20 protein-coding genes are annotated in these 20853 nt (G+C 39.2%); 16 read left to right on the forward strand and 4 right to left on the reverse strand.

From position 1 onward, the window contains the following. The first annotated feature begins 55 nt into the window (after nucleotides 1-55). The 11 genes from CVT00_RS04540 to htpG all read left to right on the forward strand — a co-directional run bounded on the left by CVT00_RS04540 (nucleotide 56) and on the right by htpG (nucleotide 13542). The gene (locus CVT00_RS04540) at nucleotides 56-1162 is read left to right on the forward strand and encodes an MlaE family ABC transporter permease (protein WP_107915573.1); all 1107 of its coding nucleotides are present in this window, start codon (nucleotides 56-58) and stop codon (nucleotides 1160-1162) included. After that, nucleotides 1159-1899: an ABC transporter ATP-binding protein gene (locus CVT00_RS04545; RefSeq protein WP_012001687.1), complete on the forward strand. Its 741-nt coding sequence runs from the start codon at nucleotides 1159-1161 to the stop codon at nucleotides 1897-1899. The genes CVT00_RS04540 and CVT00_RS04545 overlap by 4 nt, the downstream gene beginning before the upstream one ends. Then, the gene (locus tag CVT00_RS04550) at nucleotides 1900-2832 is read left to right on the forward strand and encodes an MlaD family protein (RefSeq protein ID WP_107915576.1); all 933 of its coding nucleotides are present in this window, start codon (nucleotides 1900-1902) and stop codon (nucleotides 2830-2832) included. After that, a complete protein-coding gene (locus CVT00_RS04555) occupies nucleotides 2829-3389 on the forward strand; it encodes an ABC-type transport auxiliary lipoprotein family protein (protein ID WP_107915578.1) in 561 nt (186 codons plus the stop codon). Before CVT00_RS04550 ends, CVT00_RS04555 begins: the two co-directional genes overlap by 4 nt. A gap of 103 nt (nucleotides 3390-3492) precedes the next feature. Beyond that, the gene (locus tag CVT00_RS04560; RefSeq protein WP_107915579.1) at nucleotides 3493-4911 is read left to right on the forward strand and encodes a COG3400 family protein; all 1419 of its coding nucleotides are present in this window, start codon (nucleotides 3493-3495) and stop codon (nucleotides 4909-4911) included. 3 nt (nucleotides 4912-4914) lie between these two features. Further along, the gene (aroB, locus tag CVT00_RS04565; RefSeq protein WP_107915581.1) at nucleotides 4915-5952 is read left to right on the forward strand and encodes a 3-dehydroquinate synthase; all 1038 of its coding nucleotides are present in this window, start codon (nucleotides 4915-4917) and stop codon (nucleotides 5950-5952) included. Beyond that, entirely contained in the window at nucleotides 5949-7538 is a 1590-nt protein-coding gene (locus tag CVT00_RS04570; protein WP_107915583.1) for a mechanosensitive ion channel domain-containing protein, read from the forward strand. Before aroB ends, CVT00_RS04570 begins: the two co-directional genes overlap by 4 nt. Further along, entirely contained in the window at nucleotides 7538-8776 is a 1239-nt protein-coding gene (mtaB, locus tag CVT00_RS04575; protein WP_107915585.1) for a tRNA (N(6)-L-threonylcarbamoyladenosine(37)-C(2))-methylthiotransferase MtaB, read from the forward strand. Before CVT00_RS04570 ends, mtaB begins: the two co-directional genes overlap by 1 nt. Continuing rightward, on the forward strand, nucleotides 8763-10415 hold the full coding sequence (locus tag CVT00_RS04580; protein ID WP_107915591.1) for an ATP-dependent metallopeptidase FtsH/Yme1/Tma family protein: 1653 nt from the start codon (nucleotides 8763-8765) through the stop codon (nucleotides 10413-10415). The genes mtaB and CVT00_RS04580 overlap by 14 nt, the downstream gene beginning before the upstream one ends. 13 nt (nucleotides 10416-10428) lie before the next feature. Then, a complete protein-coding gene (mog, locus tag CVT00_RS04585; protein WP_021092391.1) occupies nucleotides 10429-10968 on the forward strand; it encodes a molybdopterin adenylyltransferase in 540 nt (179 codons plus the stop codon). Between the two features lie 717 nt (nucleotides 10969-11685). Beyond that, the gene (gene htpG, locus CVT00_RS04590; protein ID WP_107915587.1) at nucleotides 11686-13542 is read left to right on the forward strand and encodes a molecular chaperone HtpG; all 1857 of its coding nucleotides are present in this window, start codon (nucleotides 11686-11688) and stop codon (nucleotides 13540-13542) included. Nucleotides 13543-13647: 105 nt separating this feature from the next. Here the strand turns inward: htpG and CVT00_RS04595 are convergent, their stop codons facing one another. The 3 genes from CVT00_RS04595 to rpmB all read right to left on the reverse strand — a co-directional run bounded on the left by CVT00_RS04595 (nucleotide 13648) and on the right by rpmB (nucleotide 15322). Beyond that, nucleotides 13648-13854: a DUF465 domain-containing protein gene (locus CVT00_RS04595; protein WP_021089071.1), complete on the reverse strand. Its 207-nt coding sequence runs from the start codon at nucleotides 13852-13854 to the stop codon at nucleotides 13648-13650. A gap of 123 nt (nucleotides 13855-13977) precedes the next feature. Beyond that, entirely contained in the window at nucleotides 13978-15108 is a 1131-nt protein-coding gene (locus CVT00_RS04600; protein WP_009293929.1) for a potassium channel family protein, read from the reverse strand. A 22-nt stretch (nucleotides 15109-15130) separates the two neighbouring features. After that, the gene (gene rpmB / locus CVT00_RS04605; protein WP_002942221.1) at nucleotides 15131-15322 is read right to left on the reverse strand and encodes a 50S ribosomal protein L28; all 192 of its coding nucleotides are present in this window, start codon (nucleotides 15320-15322) and stop codon (nucleotides 15131-15133) included. A gap of 174 nt (nucleotides 15323-15496) precedes the next feature. Between rpmB and CVT00_RS04610 the strand changes: the two genes are divergently transcribed. From CVT00_RS04610 to CVT00_RS10195, 5 genes are all read left to right on the forward strand, one after another. Next, nucleotides 15497-16222 (forward strand): hypothetical protein, encoded by a 726-nt coding sequence (locus CVT00_RS04610; RefSeq protein WP_196376891.1) that lies wholly within the window; start codon nucleotides 15497-15499, stop codon nucleotides 16220-16222. Next, nucleotides 16219-17592 (forward strand): prephenate dehydrogenase, encoded by a 1374-nt coding sequence (locus tag CVT00_RS04615; RefSeq protein WP_107915245.1) that lies wholly within the window; start codon nucleotides 16219-16221, stop codon nucleotides 17590-17592. Before CVT00_RS04610 ends, CVT00_RS04615 begins: the two co-directional genes overlap by 4 nt. Nucleotides 17593-17601: 9 nt before the next feature. After that, the gene (gene rpe, locus CVT00_RS04620) at nucleotides 17602-18249 is read left to right on the forward strand and encodes a ribulose-phosphate 3-epimerase (protein ID WP_103558118.1); all 648 of its coding nucleotides are present in this window, start codon (nucleotides 17602-17604) and stop codon (nucleotides 18247-18249) included. Further along, a complete protein-coding gene (locus CVT00_RS04625) occupies nucleotides 18246-19049 on the forward strand; it encodes a 3'-5' exonuclease (protein ID WP_103558117.1) in 804 nt (267 codons plus the stop codon). Before rpe ends, CVT00_RS04625 begins: the two co-directional genes overlap by 4 nt. A gap of 445 nt (nucleotides 19050-19494) precedes the next feature. Then, nucleotides 19495-19674, forward strand: coding sequence for a 3-octaprenyl-4-hydroxybenzoate carboxy-lyase (locus CVT00_RS10195; protein WP_107915246.1), 180 nt, complete (start codon nucleotides 19495-19497; stop codon nucleotides 19672-19674). A gap of 60 nt (nucleotides 19675-19734) precedes the next feature. Here the strand turns inward: CVT00_RS10195 and CVT00_RS04635 are convergent, their stop codons facing one another. Further along, nucleotides 19735-20853, reverse strand: a complete 1119-nt coding sequence (locus CVT00_RS04635; protein ID WP_107715152.1) for a M20/M25/M40 family metallo-hydrolase — start codon at nucleotides 20851-20853, stop codon at nucleotides 19735-19737.

A 20853-nucleotide genomic window follows, 5' to 3' on the forward strand; every position in this document is an offset into this window, starting at 1 on the left:
TTTATTTTAACAAAATTTATAATATAATCCAGAAATTTTAAGGCAAAGGAACTTTTTGCAAAAAAGAAATGATATCGTTTTTAGCGAAGCAAACGGCACTGCGACCATAAAATTTGCAGGTGAGTTTAGCTACAAAGACGCAAAAAATTTACAAAGCATTTTTAAAAAAATCCAAAAGCTTAACGGCAATGTTAAATTTGACTTTAGCGAGCTAAAGAGTATTGATTATGCTGTTTTGATCCTTTTAAAAAACACGCTAAATGGCAAGAAATTTGAGATCATCACAAATGATGAAAAGATAAAGGCGATGGGCGATCTTTTAAATGATGAGAAGATTGATTTTAAATATATGCCACCGCACAATAGCCTAAATTTTTTCTCACGTCTCGGTGAGAAAATTTGCGAGGGATTTGTAAATTTGCTTGAGTTTGGCTCGTTTTTGGGCGAGTTTTTGATAAAAAGCGTGAGGATTTTATTTAATCCTGCAAATTTAAGGTTTAGAGAATTTAGCAACTACATAAAAGATGGTGGCGTAAATGCTGTTTTCATCGTATCGCTCACCGCTTTTTTGATAGGCGTCGTGCTTGCATATCTTGGCAGTGCGATGCTTGCAAGCTTTGGGGCAAGTATATTTATAGTTGAGATCATGGGCATGCTAACGCTTAGAGAGGTTGCTCCGCTCATCGCCGCTATCGTCGTGGCGGGCAGGTCGGCCTCTAGCTTTACCGCGCAAATTGGCGCTATGAAGCTAACTGAGGAGATAGACGCGATGAAGACTATGGGCTTTGAGCCCTTTAACTTCTTGGTGCTGCCGCGCATCATCGCCATGGTGCTTTGCGTGCCTGTCATCATCTTTATAGCTGATAGTATAAGCATTTTAGGGCAGATGATCATTTGCCAAACAATACTTGATATCAGCTTTAGCGACTATCTCAATAGATTTCGCGAGATGGTCGAGCTTAGGCACTTTGCTGTTGGTATGATAAAGGCTCCATTTTTTGGCGCGGTAATTGCGATCATTGGCTGCATGAGGGGATTTGGCGTTAGTCAAAACGCCCAAAGCCTTGGAGCGATGACAACCGTTAGCGTTGTAAATGCGATATTTTGGGTCATTGCGCTTGATGCATTTTTCGCGATAATTTTTATGTGGCTAAAGATATGAACGAGATAATAGTTGGAAAAAACATAACGACAAGTTATGGCGATAAGATAATGCACGATAATGTGAGCTGGAGCGTCAAAGAGGCTGAAATTTACGGCTTTTTAGGCGGCAGTGGCACTGGTAAAACGACGCTAATGAAGACGATGATATATCTAAAAAAGCCAAATAAGGGCGATATAACGTTTGACGGCGTCAATATGTGGAAAAGTAGCCAACAAGAACAACAAGAGATAAAGCTAAAAAGTGGGACGATGTTTCAGTTTGGAGCGCTTTATAGCTCGATGACGATCCTTGATAATGTGGGTGTTTTGCTTCATGAGTACTCTAAATTTAACAAGCGCCAGATCGATGAGATAGCGATGTTTTGGATACAAAAAGTTGGGCTTAAAAAAGAAGTTTCTATGCTTTATCCAAGCGAGCTAAGTGGCGGTATGAAAAAGCGTGCTGCACTCGCAAGAGCCTTGGTGCTAAGTCCAAGGGTGCTATTTTTAGATGAGCCAAACAGCGGCCTTGATCCAGTTAGCTCGCGCCAGATGGATGCGCTCATAAAAGAGCTTCGTGATAGCATCGGCGTAACAGTCGTCATGGTGACGCATGATGCTGATAGTATTTTTGATATTTTGGATAGATTTTTGATAATAGATAACAAAAAGATAGCCTTTGAGGGAGATATAAAAGAGCTTGAGCATCTTGAAAATAACCCGCTTGAAGAGCTATTTAAAATGAGGAAAAAGTAGATGGAAAATAGAAATTCTTATACCATTGTTGGCATGTTTTTCATAGCCTGCCTTACAGCATTTGCGATATTTATCTGGTGGATGACTAGCAAAAATAACACAAAGGTTGATTTTAAAGAGTATTACATCCACACGACCGAGCTACCAAGCGGATTAAAGGTGGATTCTACGGTTAAATTTATCGGCGTACCAGCTGGAAGCGTCAGTGATATAAATTTTGTCGATGATAAAAACGCTCTTATAAACATCACGATGAAGATAAGAGAGGACCTGCCTATCAAGGCTGATAGCATAGCAAGCATCGAAGTTCAGGCTATTAGCGGTGTGGCTAGTATCAATATAAGCCGAGGCACGAAGGATTTTAAACCGGGCGATAAGCCTATCTTAAAGCTTGAAGAGAGCCTTCTTTCAAAGCTTGGAAACAACGCTGAAAACATCACTTTAAAGATAAATCAAACCCTTGATAAAGTTGATGGCTTTTTCTCAGCTGAAAATATCTCTCACATCGAATCAATCCTAAGAAATATCGATAAATTTACACAGGTTTTAACCGATGAAAATGGTCTAAGCGAGGTTGATAGCATCGTTAAAAATGTAAAAAATTTCACCGATAGTTTAAACAAAACCGACACAAAAGAGCTTGCTAAAAATTTAAACACACTAATCGCAAGCGCAAATTCAGTTTTCAAATCAGCAAATTCAGCCGTCACTGGATATAGCTCGCTTCAAGATATCGTCACTCAAAAGGTAAAAAACGGCGAATATGACCTTAGAAACACGCTCTCGCCGCTGCTTAGAGAGGCTAGTGATTTTTTAAATGGATTTGACAAGACGCTTCGTGAGTTTAGGGGCGCGTTGCAAAGACTTGAGGACAATCCTTACGAGTTTTTCTTCACAAATCCAGTGCCAAATGACAAAGGAGATAAAAAATGAGAAATTTAATCTTTCTAGCGGCTGCATTTTTATTTTTTGGCTGCTCGCTAAAGACCGACGTACCACAAGCTACGATGTATGAGATACACTACTCAAATAAGGAGTGCTCGGCTGAAAACAAGCAAAAAGAGCTAAAAAATGTCTTCATCGAAAACGTGAGCGCCCTTGATATGGTCGATACTAGAAAAATTTTGATCGTTGCTGAAAACAACAAGATAAGATACCTGAGCGATGCTAAATTTGTCTCTGAGCCAAGTGAGATGGTCTATAAGTCGCTCGTAAAAGGGCTTTACTCAAACTGCGCTGCAAAGCCGATATTTTCGCCAAATGCAAAGGATCTTAGGCTAAAAGTTAGCATCATCTCACTTCAAATAAGAGGCGACAAAGCCGAAGTTTCGCTAGCTTACGAGCTATTTAACGCAAACACTTCGCTAAAATCAGGCATGATAACAAAAGAAATTTTCTGCCCAGACCCAAGCTCAAGCACTATTTTTGATACGATAAACAAGGCTACAAATTTAGCTATCGATACTTTAATCTCTGAAATAATCTACTAAAATTTTCTTAAATTTTTTGGCTGTGAAAGCTTAAATTTACAGCCAAAAATAGCTTATTTTAAAGACCTTTTGTTATAATGTGGCTTTAAAATACGGAGAATTAATGAAAAAAATTTTAATAATCGCAGATGGAGCTTTTGCAAGAAATTTTTTAGATAGACTTCTTGGAGCAAAGTCAAATTTACACCACTACATCGTTGTTTCAAACGAAGACCTTAGTCAAAAGGCAAATTATGAAAATTTCACATTTTATCAGTTTGACCCAACGAGCCTTTCAAAGCTAAAGAGCATAAGCGACGGCTATTTTAGCCAGTTTTGTATAGTGAGCGACAACGAAAAAGAGGCGGTTGCTGTTTATGAAAATTTAAGACAGATCAGCACAAAGACTGAGACCATTTTTATGAACTCGTGGGAGCTAGATGAAAAGTGCAAGGAGACTTTCGCGAGCGACAAGCATCTAAGCGTGGTTGATATAAGAGATATCGCAGCTTCAAGGCTTATGGACTATCTGCCAGACATGCCTGTATATGCTGATAATATCGGCTTTAGCGAGGGCGAGATCATGGAGGTTAAAGTGCCAATAGGCAGCTCATACATGTATCGTCACATCAGCTCAGTCGCGCAGAAAAAGTGGCGTATAGCGCTCATTTATAGGGGTAATGAGATCATCTTGCCAAAGCCAAATTTGATGATACAGCCAAGCGACATCTTGCTGATCGTTGGCGATCCAAACGTGCTTCAAAACGTCTACCGCTCGATAAAACGCGAGAGTGGGCAGTTCCCAAGCCCATTTGGTAGCAACATCTACACGCTAATAGATATGAAGTCAATGAGCAAAGAGCGCGTTAGCAAGCTAATAAAAGATAGCCTATATGTACATTCAAAGCTAAATAACAAACGCCTTATCTTTAGGGTGATAAACCCAACTTTAGGCGAAAATTTAGAGACGTTAAAGGCGATAAAAGAGAAAAATATCCTTGTTTTGATGGATTATTTTAATAGCGACAATAAATCGATAAAAGATGACGTTTTAAAGCACGACATCGGACTAATCATAAGCGATAATAAATACTTTTTTAAATTTCAAAAGCTATTTTATGAGCTTAAAATCCCAGTGCTAAAAACGGGTAAAATTTTGCTCTCAAAGGTAAAAGAGGGCGTGATACTAGGCGATCAAAGCCAAGAGGTAGAAAATCAATCAGCTGTCATTACAGACTGCTGCGCGCAGCTTGATTTGGAGATGAGATTTTACTATTTTGATAACAAACATAGCGACGATGAGGCGCTAAAAGAGCACTTTGAGAGTATTAGCACACTCTTTTCAAAGCGCATAAAGATAGAAAATCACAGCCTTAAAAACCCGCTTGTAAAGCTAAAAGGCACAAATGATCTGCTTCATTTTGTGATGTTTAGCAAGAGCGTGGCAAATGGCAGCGCTTTTGCCTTTTTATCAACAAATTTAAATAGACTTTATAAAAAACTAAGCCAAAACGCACAGCTTTTTGTGCCAGTAAGTGAGTAGAAAATGCAGATAAATTTAAACCTTAAGGAAAAGGCGTCAAGCTATAAAATTTATATAAACGAGCTTGAGAGATTAGAGCTAAAGGGCAAGGTCGGCATCGTCACAAACGCCAAAGTGGCGGGGCTTCATCTTGAAAAGCTACTTAGCGTTTTAAAGTGTGATGAGAAATTTATCATAAGCGTGCCAGACGGCGAGGAGTATAAAAATTTAACAACGATAGGGCAAATTTTAGAGCAGCTTTTTGTTAGTAAATTTGACCGCTCATCTACGCTCATAGCTCTTGGTGGTGGCGTCATCAGCGATATGACTGGCTTTGCGGCAAGCATATATGAAAGAGGGATAAGCTTCATAAATATCCCAACCACGCTTCTGGCGCAAGTCGATGCTAGTGTGGGCGGAAAAACTGGGGTAAATAACAAATTTGGTAAAAATTTAATCGGCTCATTTTATCAGCCAAAGGCAGTTTTTTGCGAGATAAATTTCTTAAAAACATTGCCAAAGAGAGAATTTGCAGCTGGTGTGGCTGAGGCTTTAAAGATGGCGATAACCTTTGATAAAGAGATGTTTGGCTGGCTAAAGAGCGTAAATTTAGACGATGAAAACTTAGCAAAACTTGTTGAAAAGTCGATAAATTTAAAGGCTAGGGTGGTCGAGCAAGATGAGAAAGAAAAGGGACTAAGAGCCATCCTAAACTACGGCCACACCTTTGCTCACGTTATCGAAAATGAGACAAACTACAAAGAATTTTTACACGGCGAAGCGGTGGCGATAGGTATGAATATGGCAAATCGCCTAAGCGTTAGACTAGGTCTCATGAGCGAGGCGCAGGCAGAGGAGATAAGGCAGGTTTTAGAGAAATTTGATCTGCCCGTAAGCTATAAAATAGAAAATGAATATGCATTTTACGAGGCGTTTTTTATGGATAAAAAGACAAAAGGTGATAAGATAAATTTCATCATCGCAGATAAAATCGGCAGTGCGTTCATCAAAAATGACGTCAAAAAAGAGGACGTTTTAGAAACTTTGAGAGAATTTAAATGAAAAAGATCCTAGTTTTTCTACTTTTTTGCTTTGCACTTTACGCTGAAGAGAACGCTACACTTGAGCAAAATGTCTCACAAAATTTACAAAATAGCGAGCTTATAAAAGAAATTTCAAACCTAGATAACTCCCTAAAAAACAACATCTGGATCACAAGATACGCTAACTACAACACCTATCAAAAGCTTCTTGATGAGCTAGAGCAAAATGAAAATGAGCTTAAAAAGCTTGATAAAGGCTCGAAAAGAGGTGGCGATCTCATAAAGAGAAGTCAAACTCTAAAAGAGCAGATAAATTTGCTAAAAGAGTATGAGAAAACGCCATTTTCAAATATGCTAGCAGCCCCAGAAATGGAGACACCACCTAGGATAAATAGCCCAGTGGCGCTGGTATCTGGCTTTTCATACATCAAAAAGATAAGAAGCGACAAGATCGAGTACCAAAGGCACATCAAAGAGCTTGACACCTTGCTTGAGAAGCTTGAAGCAAAAGAGAATTTACTAAATAGGCTAAATTTGGTAGATGACAGCGAGCAAAATAGGGCAAGTCTAAACCTTGCAAAGCAAGAGATAGGCGACTTCAAAGCGGCAAAACAGATCGCTGATACCACTTATAGCGTCTATGAAAAAAGGGCAGATGAAGCGGTAAATATGACGACATCTGACATCAAGGCTCAGTTTTTAAGCATGGGCTACACAGCCATCGTCATCCTTTTAACGATCGGACTAACATTTATCGCTAAATTTATTGTTAAAAGAACGATCACAGATAACGAGAGATTTTACACGGTCAATAAATTCTTAAACGTACTAAACATCACCGTTATCATCATAATCCTGCTCTTTTCATACATCGAAAACGTCACATATCTAGTAACCGTGCTAGGTTTTGCTTCAGCTGGTATCGCCATTGCGATGAAAGATATGTTTATGAGCATGCTTGGTTGGATGGTTATCATGTTTGGTGGCACTATCCACGTGGGCGACCGCGTCAGGGTCTATCACGACGGTAGCGAATTTGTGGGCGATGTGATAGACATTTCGCTGCTTCGCTTAACCGTCTTTGAAGACGTTAGCTACTCGACCTATAAAACAAACCGCCGTGCAGGTAGGATCATCTTTGTGCCAAATAACTACATCTTTACAGACCTCATCGCAAACTACTCACACTACGGCATGAAGACCGTTTGGGACGGCATAGATGTCGTGATAAGCTTTGATAGTAATCACAAAAAGGCCGCCTATCTAGCAAAAAATATAGTAAAAAAATATTCAAAAGGCTATACAGACATCGCAAAACGCCAGATGAACAAGCTAAGAAGCCAGTACAGCATCAAAAATCCAAACGTAGAGCCAAGAATTTATACATTTTTTGAGCCTTATGGTATCAATATCTCATGCTGGTATATGTCCAACTCATACGCCACGCTCGCTCTTAGAAGCACGATAAGCGCTGAGATCATCGAAGCATTTTTGGCTCACGATGATATAAAGATAGCTTACCCAACGCAAACTATGTTTATAGGCAAAAAAGAAACGCCAAGCGATCACGTAGCTCACGCTGAGCAAGAGGGCGAAAATATCTAATGCAAAAGATATTTTTTAAGACATTTGGCTGCCGCACAAACATCTATGACACCGAGCTTTTAAAGAGCTACATCAAAGACTACGAGATCACAAATGACGAAGAGGTCGCTGATATCGTAGTCATAAACTCATGCACCGTGACAAATTCGGCTGATAGCGGCGTTAGAAACTATATAAACGGCGTAAAAAGACGTGGCGCAAAGGTTATACTAACAGGATGTGGCGCAGTTAGTAAGGGCAAGGAGCTTTTTAGTAGCGGCGTCTTTGGTGTGCTAGGAGCTAGTAAAAAGAGCGATATAAACGAGCTTTTAAAGCAAGAAAAGCCATTTTTTGAGCTTGGAAATTTAAACTCAGTCGATAAAAACATCGTCACAAACTACGAAAATCACACAAAGGCTTTTATAAAAATTCAAGAAGGCTGCAACTTTAACTGTAGCTACTGCATCATCCCATCAGTGCGTGGCAAAGCTAGAAGCATGGATGAGGCGATGATACTAAAAGAAGCTAGAATTTTAGCTCAAAATGGCTATAATGAGCTCGTCTTAACTGGCACAAACATAGGCAGTTACGGCAAAGATACAAATAGCTCTCTTGGCAAACTGCTAGCAAATTTAGGTAAAATTTCAGGCATCAGACGCATAAGACTTGGCAGTATCGAGCCAAGCCAGATAGATGAGAGCTTTAGAGAAATTTTAAAAGAGGAGTGGCTGGAGCGCCATCTTCACATCGCACTTCAGCACACGAGCGAGGCGATGCTAAAGATCATGCGCAGGCGAAACAACGCATTTAGCGACTTAGAGCTTTTTAATGAGCTAAGCTCCCTTGGCTTTGCTTTGGGGACTGACTACATCGTGGGTCATCCAGGAGAGAGTGAAGAAATTTGGGCAGAGGCGGTGGAAAATTTCAAGAAATTTCCTATCACACATTTGCATGCTTTTGTCTATTCGCCTAGGCGTGATACGCACTCAGCGACGCTAAAAAGCGACGTTAGTGGCGATGTGGCAAAGGCAAGGCTGAAAGTTTTACAGGGCATTGCCTTGCAAAATAATGAAAATTTTAGAAAAAAACATAACGAAACTTTAAAAATTTTAGTCGAGCAAAAAAACGGCGACTTTTACGAGGGCTTTGATCAGTTTTACAACAAAGCTAAAATTTCTAGTAAGAATGACATAACAAAAGAGTGGTTGGAGGTAAGCGAATATGAAATTAAGCCAGATGCCAATTATGCAAAAATTTAAATTTAACAAGAAAAACATCCTGATAATAGCCGCTATGGCTCTGATAATAGCACTACTTTTTGCTGTTAGTAAAGAGCCACGAAACATCACCTACTCGCAATATATGCAACTAATGGATGGAAATTTCATCGATAAAGCGGTCATCGACGAAGACGAGGTCATCCTCTATGCGCAAAATAACCGCTTTGCCATCATAAAAGAGGGCATAGACATAAAAGAGCTCATAAAAAAGGTCCCAGTCGAGCGAAGCGTGCAATATATCACGCCTGGCATGGTCTGGGGAAGCATCATCTTTGTTTGTCTTGTGCTTTGGTATGCATATATTTTTAGGGCTATCAAGAAAAAAGAGGAGAGCCTTTTAAGCAAAAAGGACGGCGCTTTTGAGATAGAAAACGTGCTAAATCAAAATGCGATGCCAGTCATCTCAAACGTTAGATTTAGCGATGTAGCTGGCATTAGCGAGGTCAAAAGCGAGCTTAGCGAGATAGTTGATTTTCTTAAAAATCCACAAAAATATAGAAATTTTGGTATCAAAATGCCAAAAGGCGTGCTAATGATAGGCCCTCCAGGCGTTGGCAAGACGCTTGTGGCAAAGGCGGTCGCTGGCGAGGCAAATGTGCCGTTTTTTTACCAAAATGGTGCAAGCTTCGTGCAAATTTATGTCGGTATGGGCGCAAAAAGAGTTAGAGAGCTCTTTAGCAGAGCCAAATCCTACGCACCTTCAATTATCTTTATCGACGAGATAGACGCTGTTGGCAAGAGCAGGGGTGGGGCTAGAAACGACGAGCGAGAAGCCACGCTAAATCAGCTGCTAACCGAGATGGACGGCTTTGAAGATAACTCAGGCGTCATCGTCATAGCTGCAACAAATAGGATCGAGATGATCGACGAGGCGCTACTTAGATCAGGCCGTTTTGATAGGCGTATATTTTTATCAATGCCTGATTTTAACGACAGGGTGGCGATCCTAAACACATATCTAAGAGATAAAAACTGCGAAGTGTCAGCCGAGGATATCGCTAGAATGAGCGTTGGCTTTTCTGGTGCGGCACTTAGCACGCTTGTAAATGAAGCAGCGATAAACGCTCTAAGAAACGGCGAAAGCGTGCTTAGAATGAGGGATTTTGAGGCTGTTTTAAACAAGGTCTTGCTCGGCAAGAAAAAGGTGCTAAGCTACAGCGAGAGCGAGAAGAAAATTCAAGCCATCTACCAAGGTGCAAAGGCGCTAAGTGCTTACTGGTTTGATGTGAAATTTGAAAAAATTTCGCTCATTGAAGACCGCTTTATGGCGACTGAGCAAGAGATCGAGTCAAAGTCACAGATGCTCTCACGCATAAAGGTTTTAATCTCTGGCATGTGCAAGCTCGAGATAGATGAGAACGACATCTTTTCAAACTCAAGCAACGATCTAAATTTGGCAAAAGAGATCGCTTCAAAGATGGTTTATGAATACGGCATGGGAAATTCTTTCGTGCCAAATCCAAATGATGTGGAAGAAATTTTAAAACAAGCAAAAGATGAGATAATCTCCTTTTTAAAGGGCACAAACGAGCAAATCGCAAGGATAAGCTCATATCTGCTTGCTTATGAGAGCGTAGATAAAGAGACGCTTGCTAAAATTTTAAATGAAAACTACTAATAAAGGAGAAAAAATGAAAGCAAAAATAGGAATTCTAACTATGTCCGATCGCGCAAGTGAAGGCACATACGAGGACAAATCAGGCCCAGCAATCAAAGAGGTGCTTGATAGTTGGATAGTAAGCGAGAGAGAGTATTTTTACGAGGTGATCCCAGATGAGCTTGATCTTATAAAAGAGAGGCTCGTGCACATGATAGATGTGCTAGGATGCGACCTTGTGCTAACGACCGGAGGCACAGGACCAGCCGTAAGAGATGTCACTCCAGAGGCTACTGAGGCAGTTTGCGAGAAGATGATGCCAGGCTTTGGCGAGCTAATGAGAGCTGCGAGCTTAAAATATGTCCCAACAGCGATCCTATCACGCCAAACAGCAGGCATCAGAGGCCATGCGCTTATCATAAATTTACCAGGTCAGCCAAAGGCTATAAAAGAGTGCTTGGAGCCGGTATTTCCAGCGGTGCCATACTGCATCGATCTTATAGAGGGTGCATTTATCGAGACAGATGAAAACGTGATGAAAGTTTTCCGCCCAAAACAAAAGAAAATTTCATAAACAAATTTTGTTAAACCACTGAAATTTAAGCCACCACTTTTATGAAGAGGTGGCAAATTTTACTACTGCTTCTTTTAATTTGATGCCTTTTTAGCTGCTATTTTAAGTATGCATGTTTTTTGACTAGTTTTTAGCTTGCTTATTTGTTTTGATTTGTTGTTGTTAAATTTGATGAAGAATAGCTTTTATGTCATATTTTGCGATTAAGCTAGAGTGATGAAAAATTTGCAAAGCATGGCGCTAAAGATTTCTTGCATAGGGATTATTGGTGAATTAAATTTTTAAAATAGCTTTGACTTAAGTGCCCTTAAAACTAAAAACATCATAGGGCTATTATGTTTTAGTTTTTAAATTTACAACCTCTTGTATTAGAAAATATAGATAAAACATTTGAATTTTTAACCAAAGGGCTTAAATTTATTGTTTTTTATCTTTGATATCTATTTATATAGATATTTGTCTCTTATTTTGTAAAGCAAGCTAGCAACATTTTCTAAAAGATTTTATAGCTAAATTTGCATTATTTTAAATAAATACTATTATACAAACTAGTATTTTTAATAATAAAAATTAAATTTATATTTTTATTTTATTTAAAAATTGTCATATATGTCTAAAAATTTATAAAAAACCTTGATAGCATTACTATCAAGGTTAAGTATATTTTTATCACTTTGTGCTATAATCTGCCAAAAATTTTAAAACAAGGAAAAGAAAATGGCAGATAAATTTGAATTTCAAACCGAGGTCAATGACCTTTTAAATTTGATGATCCACTCTCTTTACTCAAACAAAGAGATATTTTTAAGAGAGCTCATATCAAACTCAAACGACGCACTTGACAAGCTAAACTACTTATGCTTGACCGATGAAAAGTATAAAAGCTTAAGCTACACTCCAAGGATCGACATCAAAATCGACGAAAAAGCTAAGACTTTAACCATCAGCGACAACGGTATCGGCATGGATAAAGACGAGCTTATCGCAAATTTAGGCACCATTGCAAGAAGTGGCACAAAGGGCTTTATGCAAAGCTTAAGCGGCGATGCCAAAAAAGATAGCTCGCTGATCGGCCAGTTTGGCGTTGGCTTTTACTCAGCGTTTATGGTGGCAAGTAAGATCGAGGTTATAAGCAAACGAGCGCTAAGCGAGAAGGCCTATAAATGGACATCTGACGCAAAAAGCTACGAGATCGAAGATGCTAAAAAAGATGGCTTTGGTACGGATATAATCCTGCATTTAAACGACGATGAGTTTGCAAATTCTTGGCGTATAGAGGAGATAGTCAAAAAGTATTCAAACCACATCCCTTATCCTATATTTATGGATAAAGAGAGCTACGTCGCGCCAAAAGAAGGCGAAAAAGAAGGCACTTATGAGACTAAAAACGAGCAGATAAACAAGGCAAATGCGCTTTGGAGACTAAATAAAGCCAGCTTAAAAGAGCAAGACTACAACGACTTTTATAAGCAAATTTCACACGATAGCAGCGACCCGCTCCTTTATATCCACACAAAAGCTGAGGGTAAGATCGAGTACTCGACACTATTTTATGTGCCAAGCACTGAGCCGTTTGACCTCTTTAGGGTTGATTATCAAAGTGGCGTGAAGCTCTATGTGAAGAGGGTTTTTATAACTGACGATGCAAAAGAGCTTTTGCCGCCTTATCTAAGGTTTATCAAAGGTGTGATCGACGTTGAAGACCTGCCGCTAAACGTTAGCCGCGAAATTTTACAAGAAAATGCGATAATGCGAACCGTTAAAGAGCAAAGTGTGAAGAAAATTTTAAGCGAACTTGCAAAAGTAAAAGATAACGACCGCGAAAAATACATAAAATTTTACAAACTATTTGGCAAGGTTTTAAAAGAGGGGCTTTATGGTTTTAACGCTGAAAAAGAGCAAATTTTAGATCTTTGCCTATTTAAAAGCTCAAAAAGAGATGGGCTTATCAGTCTAAAAGAGTACAAAGAGGCGATGAAAGAGGATCAAAAGTCGATCTACTACATCAGCGGCAACAACGAAAATATGCTAAGAAATTCGCCGCTTCTTGAGAGCTTTAAGAAAAACGATATCGAAGTGCTTATTATGGATGAAGAGATCGACACGATCGTCATGCCAATGGTCAATGAATTTGATAAAACACCTCTAAAATCAGTCTCACACGCTGATATAAACGACGAGATCAAAAGTGATGAGAAGGTCGATGAGAGCAAGGTCGCAAACACGCTTGTTAAGATGAAAGAGATATTAAAAGACGAAGTTAAAGACGTTAGGCTAAGCTCAAGGCTCTCAAGCTCGGCTGCGGTGCTAATATATGATAAAAACGACCCTGATTACGCTATGCAAGAGATGTTAAAACAGATGGGACAAGGCGCAAATGCTCCAAAAGTTAAGCCGATCTTGGAGATAAATGCCGATCATGAAATTTTTGCTAAACTTGAGAAAAATGAGGCGATGGTTTATGACATAGCGCCTTTGCTTCTTGATATGGCAAGGCTAAATGAGGGCATGAGCCTAGAAAATCCAGCTAAATTTTCAGAACTTCTAACAAAAGTGATGATAAAAGCTATATAAAATTTGTAAGCCCAAATAAATTTGGGCTTTTTAAATTTGTAGTCTAGTAAAAGCCTAAAATACGAGCTAAGTTAAATTTGGCTCCATTATTAGTTTGACTTTTGCTTATTTTTGCTCTTTGTATTTTAAAACTTGAGCGTAAATTTCATCTTTTAGTTTTAATTTTTCTTTTTTCAAGGCATCAAGCTCAGAGGCTTGCGCTGCTTTGCTATCTATTTTTTCATTTAGCTCGTCATGCTTTTTGCAAAGTGCGGCAAAATGAACATCAGCTTTTTTCAACTCATTTATGAGATCAGTGTATTCGTGTAACATACGTAGCTCCTGTAAAAAATTTATAAATTCTAACAAGGCTTTGTAAATGTTTGGCTATCTAAATTTAGATCTATAAAAGCTTAGTGGTTAAGTCAAATTTATGCCACAAATCAAATGCAAAAACTAAACGTATTTTAGCTCTTCTGGCTTGTGTTTGCTCTTTACTAGGCGCTTGGTTAGACGTATGCCATCAACTGTACCGATGACTAAAAGCTTTGTGCCAGTGCCGATTAGAGTGTCACCATTTGGCATAGGGATAAATTTATTATTTATGTCTCTAATGCCTACCACGTCAGCATTAGTGATATTTCTTAGGTGTGTCTCTTTTAGTCTTTTAAACCTTATCCAAGAGTAGTCAGGCACAAGAATTTCTTCTATGTCGATAGGCGAACTTTTTGTGTATAGAAATTGCTCGAGTAAATTTTCCATATCAGGTCTTACGCTCATGGCACTTAGACGCTGTGCGACTAGGCGAGATGGGCTTACGACGTTATCAGCGCCAAGTTTTTTAAGTCTTTGTGTGTCATCTTCACTGTCGGAGTTTGTGATAATATGGTAAGGTTTTTTGCGGCCTATCTCTTTTTCATAAAGTCTAACAGATGCGATAAGTGCGATATTATCAGCGATATTTGGGCTAAGAGTGATTAGTCCTTTTGCGCTTGATAGATGCGTTTTTAAAAAGGCGATTTGAGTGTGAGGCTGAGCTTTTATGAAGTATGGATACTTGTAAATTTGAGCTAATTCTGCGATATCTTCTCTGTCATCGACCACTACAAATGGTATGTGATTTTCACGAAACTGAGCGCTAAGCTCGATCGTGTAGAGGTTGTGATAACAAATAACGAAGTGATTTTTTAGTCTTGCGATCTTGTAAAGCATGCGCCTTTCCTTTAAAATGCTAATTAATGTGCCTCTTTTTAGAACTTCTACAACGATACCGATTGATAGTGTAAAAATAATGAAGCCAACAAGGATAAAAGTTATAGTAAAAATTCGCCCCTTTGGAGTTATGGGCGCAACTTCGGTAAAACCGACCGTCGTGAAGGTCATACCTGCTTGGTAAAAGGCATCTATGAGAGAGAAGTTATCTATAAAGATATAACCCAGTGTTCCAAAAAGTAACAGTAGTACGACTGAAATTAGTGGAAATCTAAAAGGTTTTAGTTGTTCGTAAAGCTCAGTATCTAGGCTTATTTCTGGTTTTGCGGAGTTTGACCAGTTGAGGAATTTTAAAAGTCTTGAGAGAAAAGACATAAATTCCTCTTCATTTTATCTCTTAGTTTGATTGCTTTTTCATAGTTCTTAGAGTAGAAGCAGCAACTTTTATTCTTCTTGTTGTGCCATCTTCTAGAGTAACACGGATAGTTCTAAGATTTGGTAAAAATCTTCTTTTAGTTTTATTGTTGGCATGACTCACGTTGTTGCCTACCATTGGTCCTTTACCAGTTATTGCACATCTTTTTGACATTTTTTTATAAACAAAAATTTCTGCTGATTTTTATCTAAACAAAAACCAAAGTATTGCTTAAAAATGAACATTTATATTTATAAGTTTTGTTGATTTTTTTATTTAATTAAGGCTAAAAATAGCCCCAAAATAAAAATCGGTAAAAACAAAAAATGCTAACTAAAAATCAAATAGATGAAATTTCAAATTTTTATCTATAAAATGCCCGATGCTTTTTATGAGTGCCAAAAGCACTTGGATGAGGGCGACATCACTGCTGCTATGGAGCTTTTGAGGGGTAGTGAGACTTTTAAAGCGTACTTTGCTACGATAGTAAATTTAGGCGATTTTGGCGTTCAAAACCACACTAGAGATATCTATGCGATGGCTTATCCGCTAGGCATAGACAACCTAAAAATGATAATTTGCTCTTATTTTGTTTTTATCAAATCTCCAAAAAGATATAAAAATTTTGGTGTAAATTTACACTCGATGATGGAGTTTAATGCCAAATTTCTATCTGACTGGAGCAAACTTCTAAACTACCTTGGGTTAAAAAATCAAAAAAATTTGTTTCTAGCTGCCTACGCGCTAATTTTGCTTATATTTTGCGAGCTTATCTTTTTGAAGTATCCACACTCGCTTAAACATATCGTTGGCTTTTCTGATATGAGCTTTGATAGGATCTTGCAGCGAAGGTTTGATATTTCGCTATTTGGAGTGCTTTTAAAGCTTGCAGGATGGGAGAGCGATAGGCTCACTAGAGAAGAGGTTTTGGTTTTAAAATACTTTAAAATTTTGCTCTCTTATGAGGCTAGCACTGCTAAATTTTTTGACTTTGGCATCGATAGGATCACCGATGTTAGCGTCCATGCTTCGGCTGATATGGTTATAAATTTAAAAAAGGCTCTTAGAAAATGAAAGTAACTTTTGAGGGCTCTTTGGCAATTGTTAGGCCATTTGGATTTTTAGAGGTTAATATCACCCCTTCAAGCATCAAAAAGGCCGAAGTAGAGCAAATTTGCGCAAGGCAGATAAGTGCCATTTTGCTTTCATTAAAAAATGTCACATTTTTTAGCCCTCTTTGGCTAAATAGCACGTGCGAGCATCTATCAAGCATCGCTAAGCAGATAGGCGCTGAGTTTGCAGTCTGCGATTATGACGATACTTTTTACGAGCTTGTCGCAAAGACTTCAAAAAATATTTTGAGATTTTCACTCTTTGAAAATGAAAAAGTTGCGACGCTATTTTTAAATGATACTTTAGCAGATAGCAGCGAAGCCATTGTGATTTATAACAAAAACGAGCAGTATAAAGACTATATCAACTCGCTTTTGGAGCAAAAGTGCTATAAGTGTAAATTTGTAAAAAGCGTAGAAGAATTTAACGCTGCCAAGCAAGCTTACAAATACACCATCAGCACCCTAAATCACATCGTTTTAGGCAAAAAAGAGTTTAGCGCCTTTATAAGAGGTGACGTCGTCATTTACAAGACAGTAGGGCTCATAGATAGCTCTTTTGTGCAGAAATTTGACTATAAATTTCACGAAAGGTTGCAAAAGGTAGGCTTTAAATTCTTTGTTTTTTGGTCTGATTCGGTTGGTGCTTTAAATACCATAGGTGCTAGTTTTTTGATAAAGCTATCTGAGCTGAGCCAAAAAAGTGGCGGTATATTGGTGATTTGCGGCTTAAATGAGGGCAACATCTCAGAGACACTTGCCTCAAATTTAAAAGCGGCAAAGATACTTTTATATAAAAAGATGGATGATTTTTTCAAAGATGACTCGACGCTCTATTTTAAAAAGCGCCTTATCGATATAGAGCCCACAAAGATGAATAAAAGCTTAGTTGAGTTTTTGCCACTTGTGATCTCAAGCGTCACAGACGTGCTCTCGCCTTTGATAGAGAGTGAAATTTTATGCCTTGATGCAAAGATTAGCAACTTTAATGTAGAGGGCGAAAATGACTATTTGCGGGCTTGTGTGCTCTTTTATGGCGACGTACAGATGAGAATTTTGCTTGGCGTTAAAAAGGACAAGCTTAGCAAAATTTGCTCCATTTTTTCAGATAATGGCGATCTGGAGTGTGGCTGTTTAAGCGGATTTTCTCAAATTTTTAGTATCATTGCAAGCAAAATTTTAGACATTTTCATCGAGAGAAATTTAAAGGTAAAGCTTAGCAACTTTAAATTTTACGAAAATGAGATGTTTTTTGACAGAGCAAGCAGTGGAATTTTTGCCACATTAAATGCAAAAGAGAGCCAAACTGGCATGATTTTTATAAGTAAATAAGGATTTAAAATGTACGTTGCACCTAGTATTTTGTCGGCTGATTTTGGAAATTTAGCAGCCGAGATAAGAGACATTTGCGAGGCTGGGTGCGATCTGGTGCATGTTGATGTTATGGATGGGCATTTTGTACCAAATTTAACCATCGGACCAGTCGTGGTAAGTGCCGTTGCAAAGGCTGCTACAAAGCCACTTGATATACATTTGATGGTTGAAAATAACTCATTTTTTGCTGATCTTTTTTTACCACTAAAACCAAAATTTCTGACCTTTCACATCGAAGAAGAGAAGCATCCGATGAGGCTCATCGATCACATCAGGAAAAACGGCGTTGGCCCTGGTATCGTGCTAAATCCACACACACCAGTTAGCGCGATCGAGCATATCATTGATGAAGTCGATATGGTACTATTAATGAGCGTAAATCCTGGCTTTGGCGGTCAGAAATTTATGCCAGTCGTGCTTGAGAAAACAAGGGCGCTGAGAGAGCTAATAGAGCGCAAAAACGCCAAGTGTCTCATCGAAGTAGATGGCGGCGTAAATGGACTAAATGCGCCTGATCTTGAAGAGGCTGGAGCTGATGTCTTGGTGGCTGGCAGCTATATCTTCTCATCAAATTCATACGAACAAGCCATTCGCGCCATAAAGCTTGAGTTTTGAAGCCAAAAAAACAGCGTTTAGAAAATAGCATTGAAATTTTAGCTAGGCAAAATTTAGGCTATCACGAGTTTATTTTAAAATTTAGTGATATTGAGGAAATTTCATCGCTCATTGACGTGCGTGACCTTGATATGTGGCGAACTCTTGGGCTTGATATCACTAGAAATGAAAGCAACGAGATTGAGCTTGGCACGAGATTTCGAGACATTAGTGAGCAGGAATTTTGCGTGGTTGATATCGAAACGACTGGTGGCACGACTAGCGGTCAGATAATAGAAATAGGTGCGATAAAAATAAAAAATGGCGTTGAAATAGGGCGCTTTGAAAGCTTTATAGCAGCTAGTGTGGTGCCTGAAAATATCACAGAGCTAACTGGCATAAAGGCTAGCGATCTAGTTGGTGCGCCAAATTTGCTAAACGTGCTTGAGCGGTTTAAAATTTTTCTAGGAACTAGCGTCTTTATCGCGCACAACGTGAATTTTGACTACGGATTTATCTCGCACAGCCTAAATGAGATCGGCCTTGGCATACTGCTAAACAGAAAGCTTTGTACTATCGACCTTAGCCGCCGCACCATCGCCTCGCAAAAATACGGCCTTGGCTCGCTAAAAGAGCTTCTTGGCATAAACAACACCCACCACAGAGCTCTAAATGACGCGGTAGCAGCAGCCGAAATCTTTAAAGTCTGTCTCACGCGCCTGCCTTTTAGCATCCAAACGACAGAGGATCTCATAAACTTTAGCAAAAATGCCCCAAGCGTAAAGCTAAAACCAGAGCCAGTTTTAAAAGCTTTGGAGTAGGGCTGGTTTAAATTTAAGCCACTTGGCTGGGAATTTAGAAATTTGATTTAGCTATGACCTATTTAAACGAGATCGCCTATCTTTTCGTGGTTTGCGATCATTATGTTTTCAATAAAGTCGCGATCTATCGCCCTGCAAGCGCCTATCTTTATAAAAGCCCTAAAACAACGTTGCCATTGTGGTAAATTTCTTGTGAATGCCAGTTTTGTATGCGTAAAATAGCTAAACCGTCGCTACTGATGACGCAGTTTGTAGGCGGGTTGCTTTTGTAGCTAAATTTAGAGCTTACGTTAAATTGAATAAATTTCTTTTTGTTAAAGCTGCTGGCTAAATTTGGAGTTAAATTTACGGTTTTATGTGGTGATGAACTTTTGGCTAAATTTCAAAGCGTTGCACCAAATGTTAAAGAGCTTAGGTAGTTTAAAAAGGAGAGTAAAACGCCTATTTGCGTGGTAAAATCAAAAATTTCTGCGTGGATGCGACGAGCAAGGACGAGCTAGAGGGCTATACTCGTGGCTGGCCTATGCAAACTGACTGCGACCGCGAAGTGGTGGCTGATCTTGTGAAGCGTGGCGTGGTAAAAGATGAGCCAGAGCTTTTTCATAAATTTGAGATATTTGGGTAGGTTTTGACTGCTGCGTCGTTGTAAATTTAAAAATTTAGGCAAGCATATCACTTGCCTAAACTACGAAAGTTTTTTGATCGCTTCAACTATGAGGTTGCACTTTTTAACAACCGAGTTTATCTCTAGATACTCGTTTTTTGTGTGCATGTTGCCACCAGTTGGACCAAGGCCATCTATCGTAGGACATCCTGCCGATGCGCTGATGTTGCCATCGCTTAGTCCGCCAGCATCAACCCAAGTGACCTTTGTGCCAGTGGCCTTCGCAGCCTCGTCAAAGACCTTTTTGATATTTGGTAAATTTACCTCGTCTATCATTGGAGCTTCTTCATTTATCAGGATGCGCTCGCAAGTAACGTCTGGCACGAGATGGTGAGATAAAATTTCGTCCATCTTCTTATGTAAAAACTCTACCGAGCTAGCGTGGCGATATCTCATCTCAAATGTCACGCTAGCAAAGTCTGGCACGACGTTTTGGGCGTCGCCGCCTTTTGTCATTATGCTATTAAATGTATGGCCTGCCTTAAAATCAGTGAGTTTTGAGAGCTCAACGATGAAATTTGCAGCCTCCACGACAGCTGAACGGCCGCGCTCTGGGTGGTTGCCAGCGTGCGCGCTAACACCATGGAAATTTAGCACATAAGAGATCACTCCTTTTCTAGTGGCTACCATCGAGCCATCTTCTCTTGCAGGCTCGACTACTAGGGCGTAGCGAGACTTCTTGGCTAGCTCTCTTATGGCGTCTTTAGCGAAATTTGAGCCAGTCTCTTCGTGGGAGTTTAAAAAGAGGCCGATCTTTAGCTTGCTAAGATCAAGCTCTTTGATGACGTAGAGCGAGAGCAGACTGCCGCCTTTATCGTCGATTGCGCCAAGTGCATTTATGCGCTCGTTTATCTTTTTAAATGGCACATCAGCCTTTGTGCCCACAGGAAAAACGGTATCCATGTGGCCTATGAATAAAAAGTCGTAGCTTTTTGCCTCAAGGTCGTTTGAGATAAAAAGGCAGGGTGCAACCTTGTTGGTGCCAAGCTCTATGCTCCTACTTTTTAAGCCTAAAATTTCAGCTCTTTTTTTAAACCAAGCTGCAACTTCATTTACGCCGTCGATGCTTGAAGTTGGGCTTTCGATGTCGGTTATCTCCTTTAGATCGGTCAAATATTTGTCTATTTCGCTATCTTTCAT

It is taken from the genome of Campylobacter concisus, assembly GCF_003048675.2.
GTDB classification, from domain to species: Bacteria; Campylobacterota; Campylobacteria; order Campylobacterales; family Campylobacteraceae; genus Campylobacter_A; species Campylobacter_A concisus_F.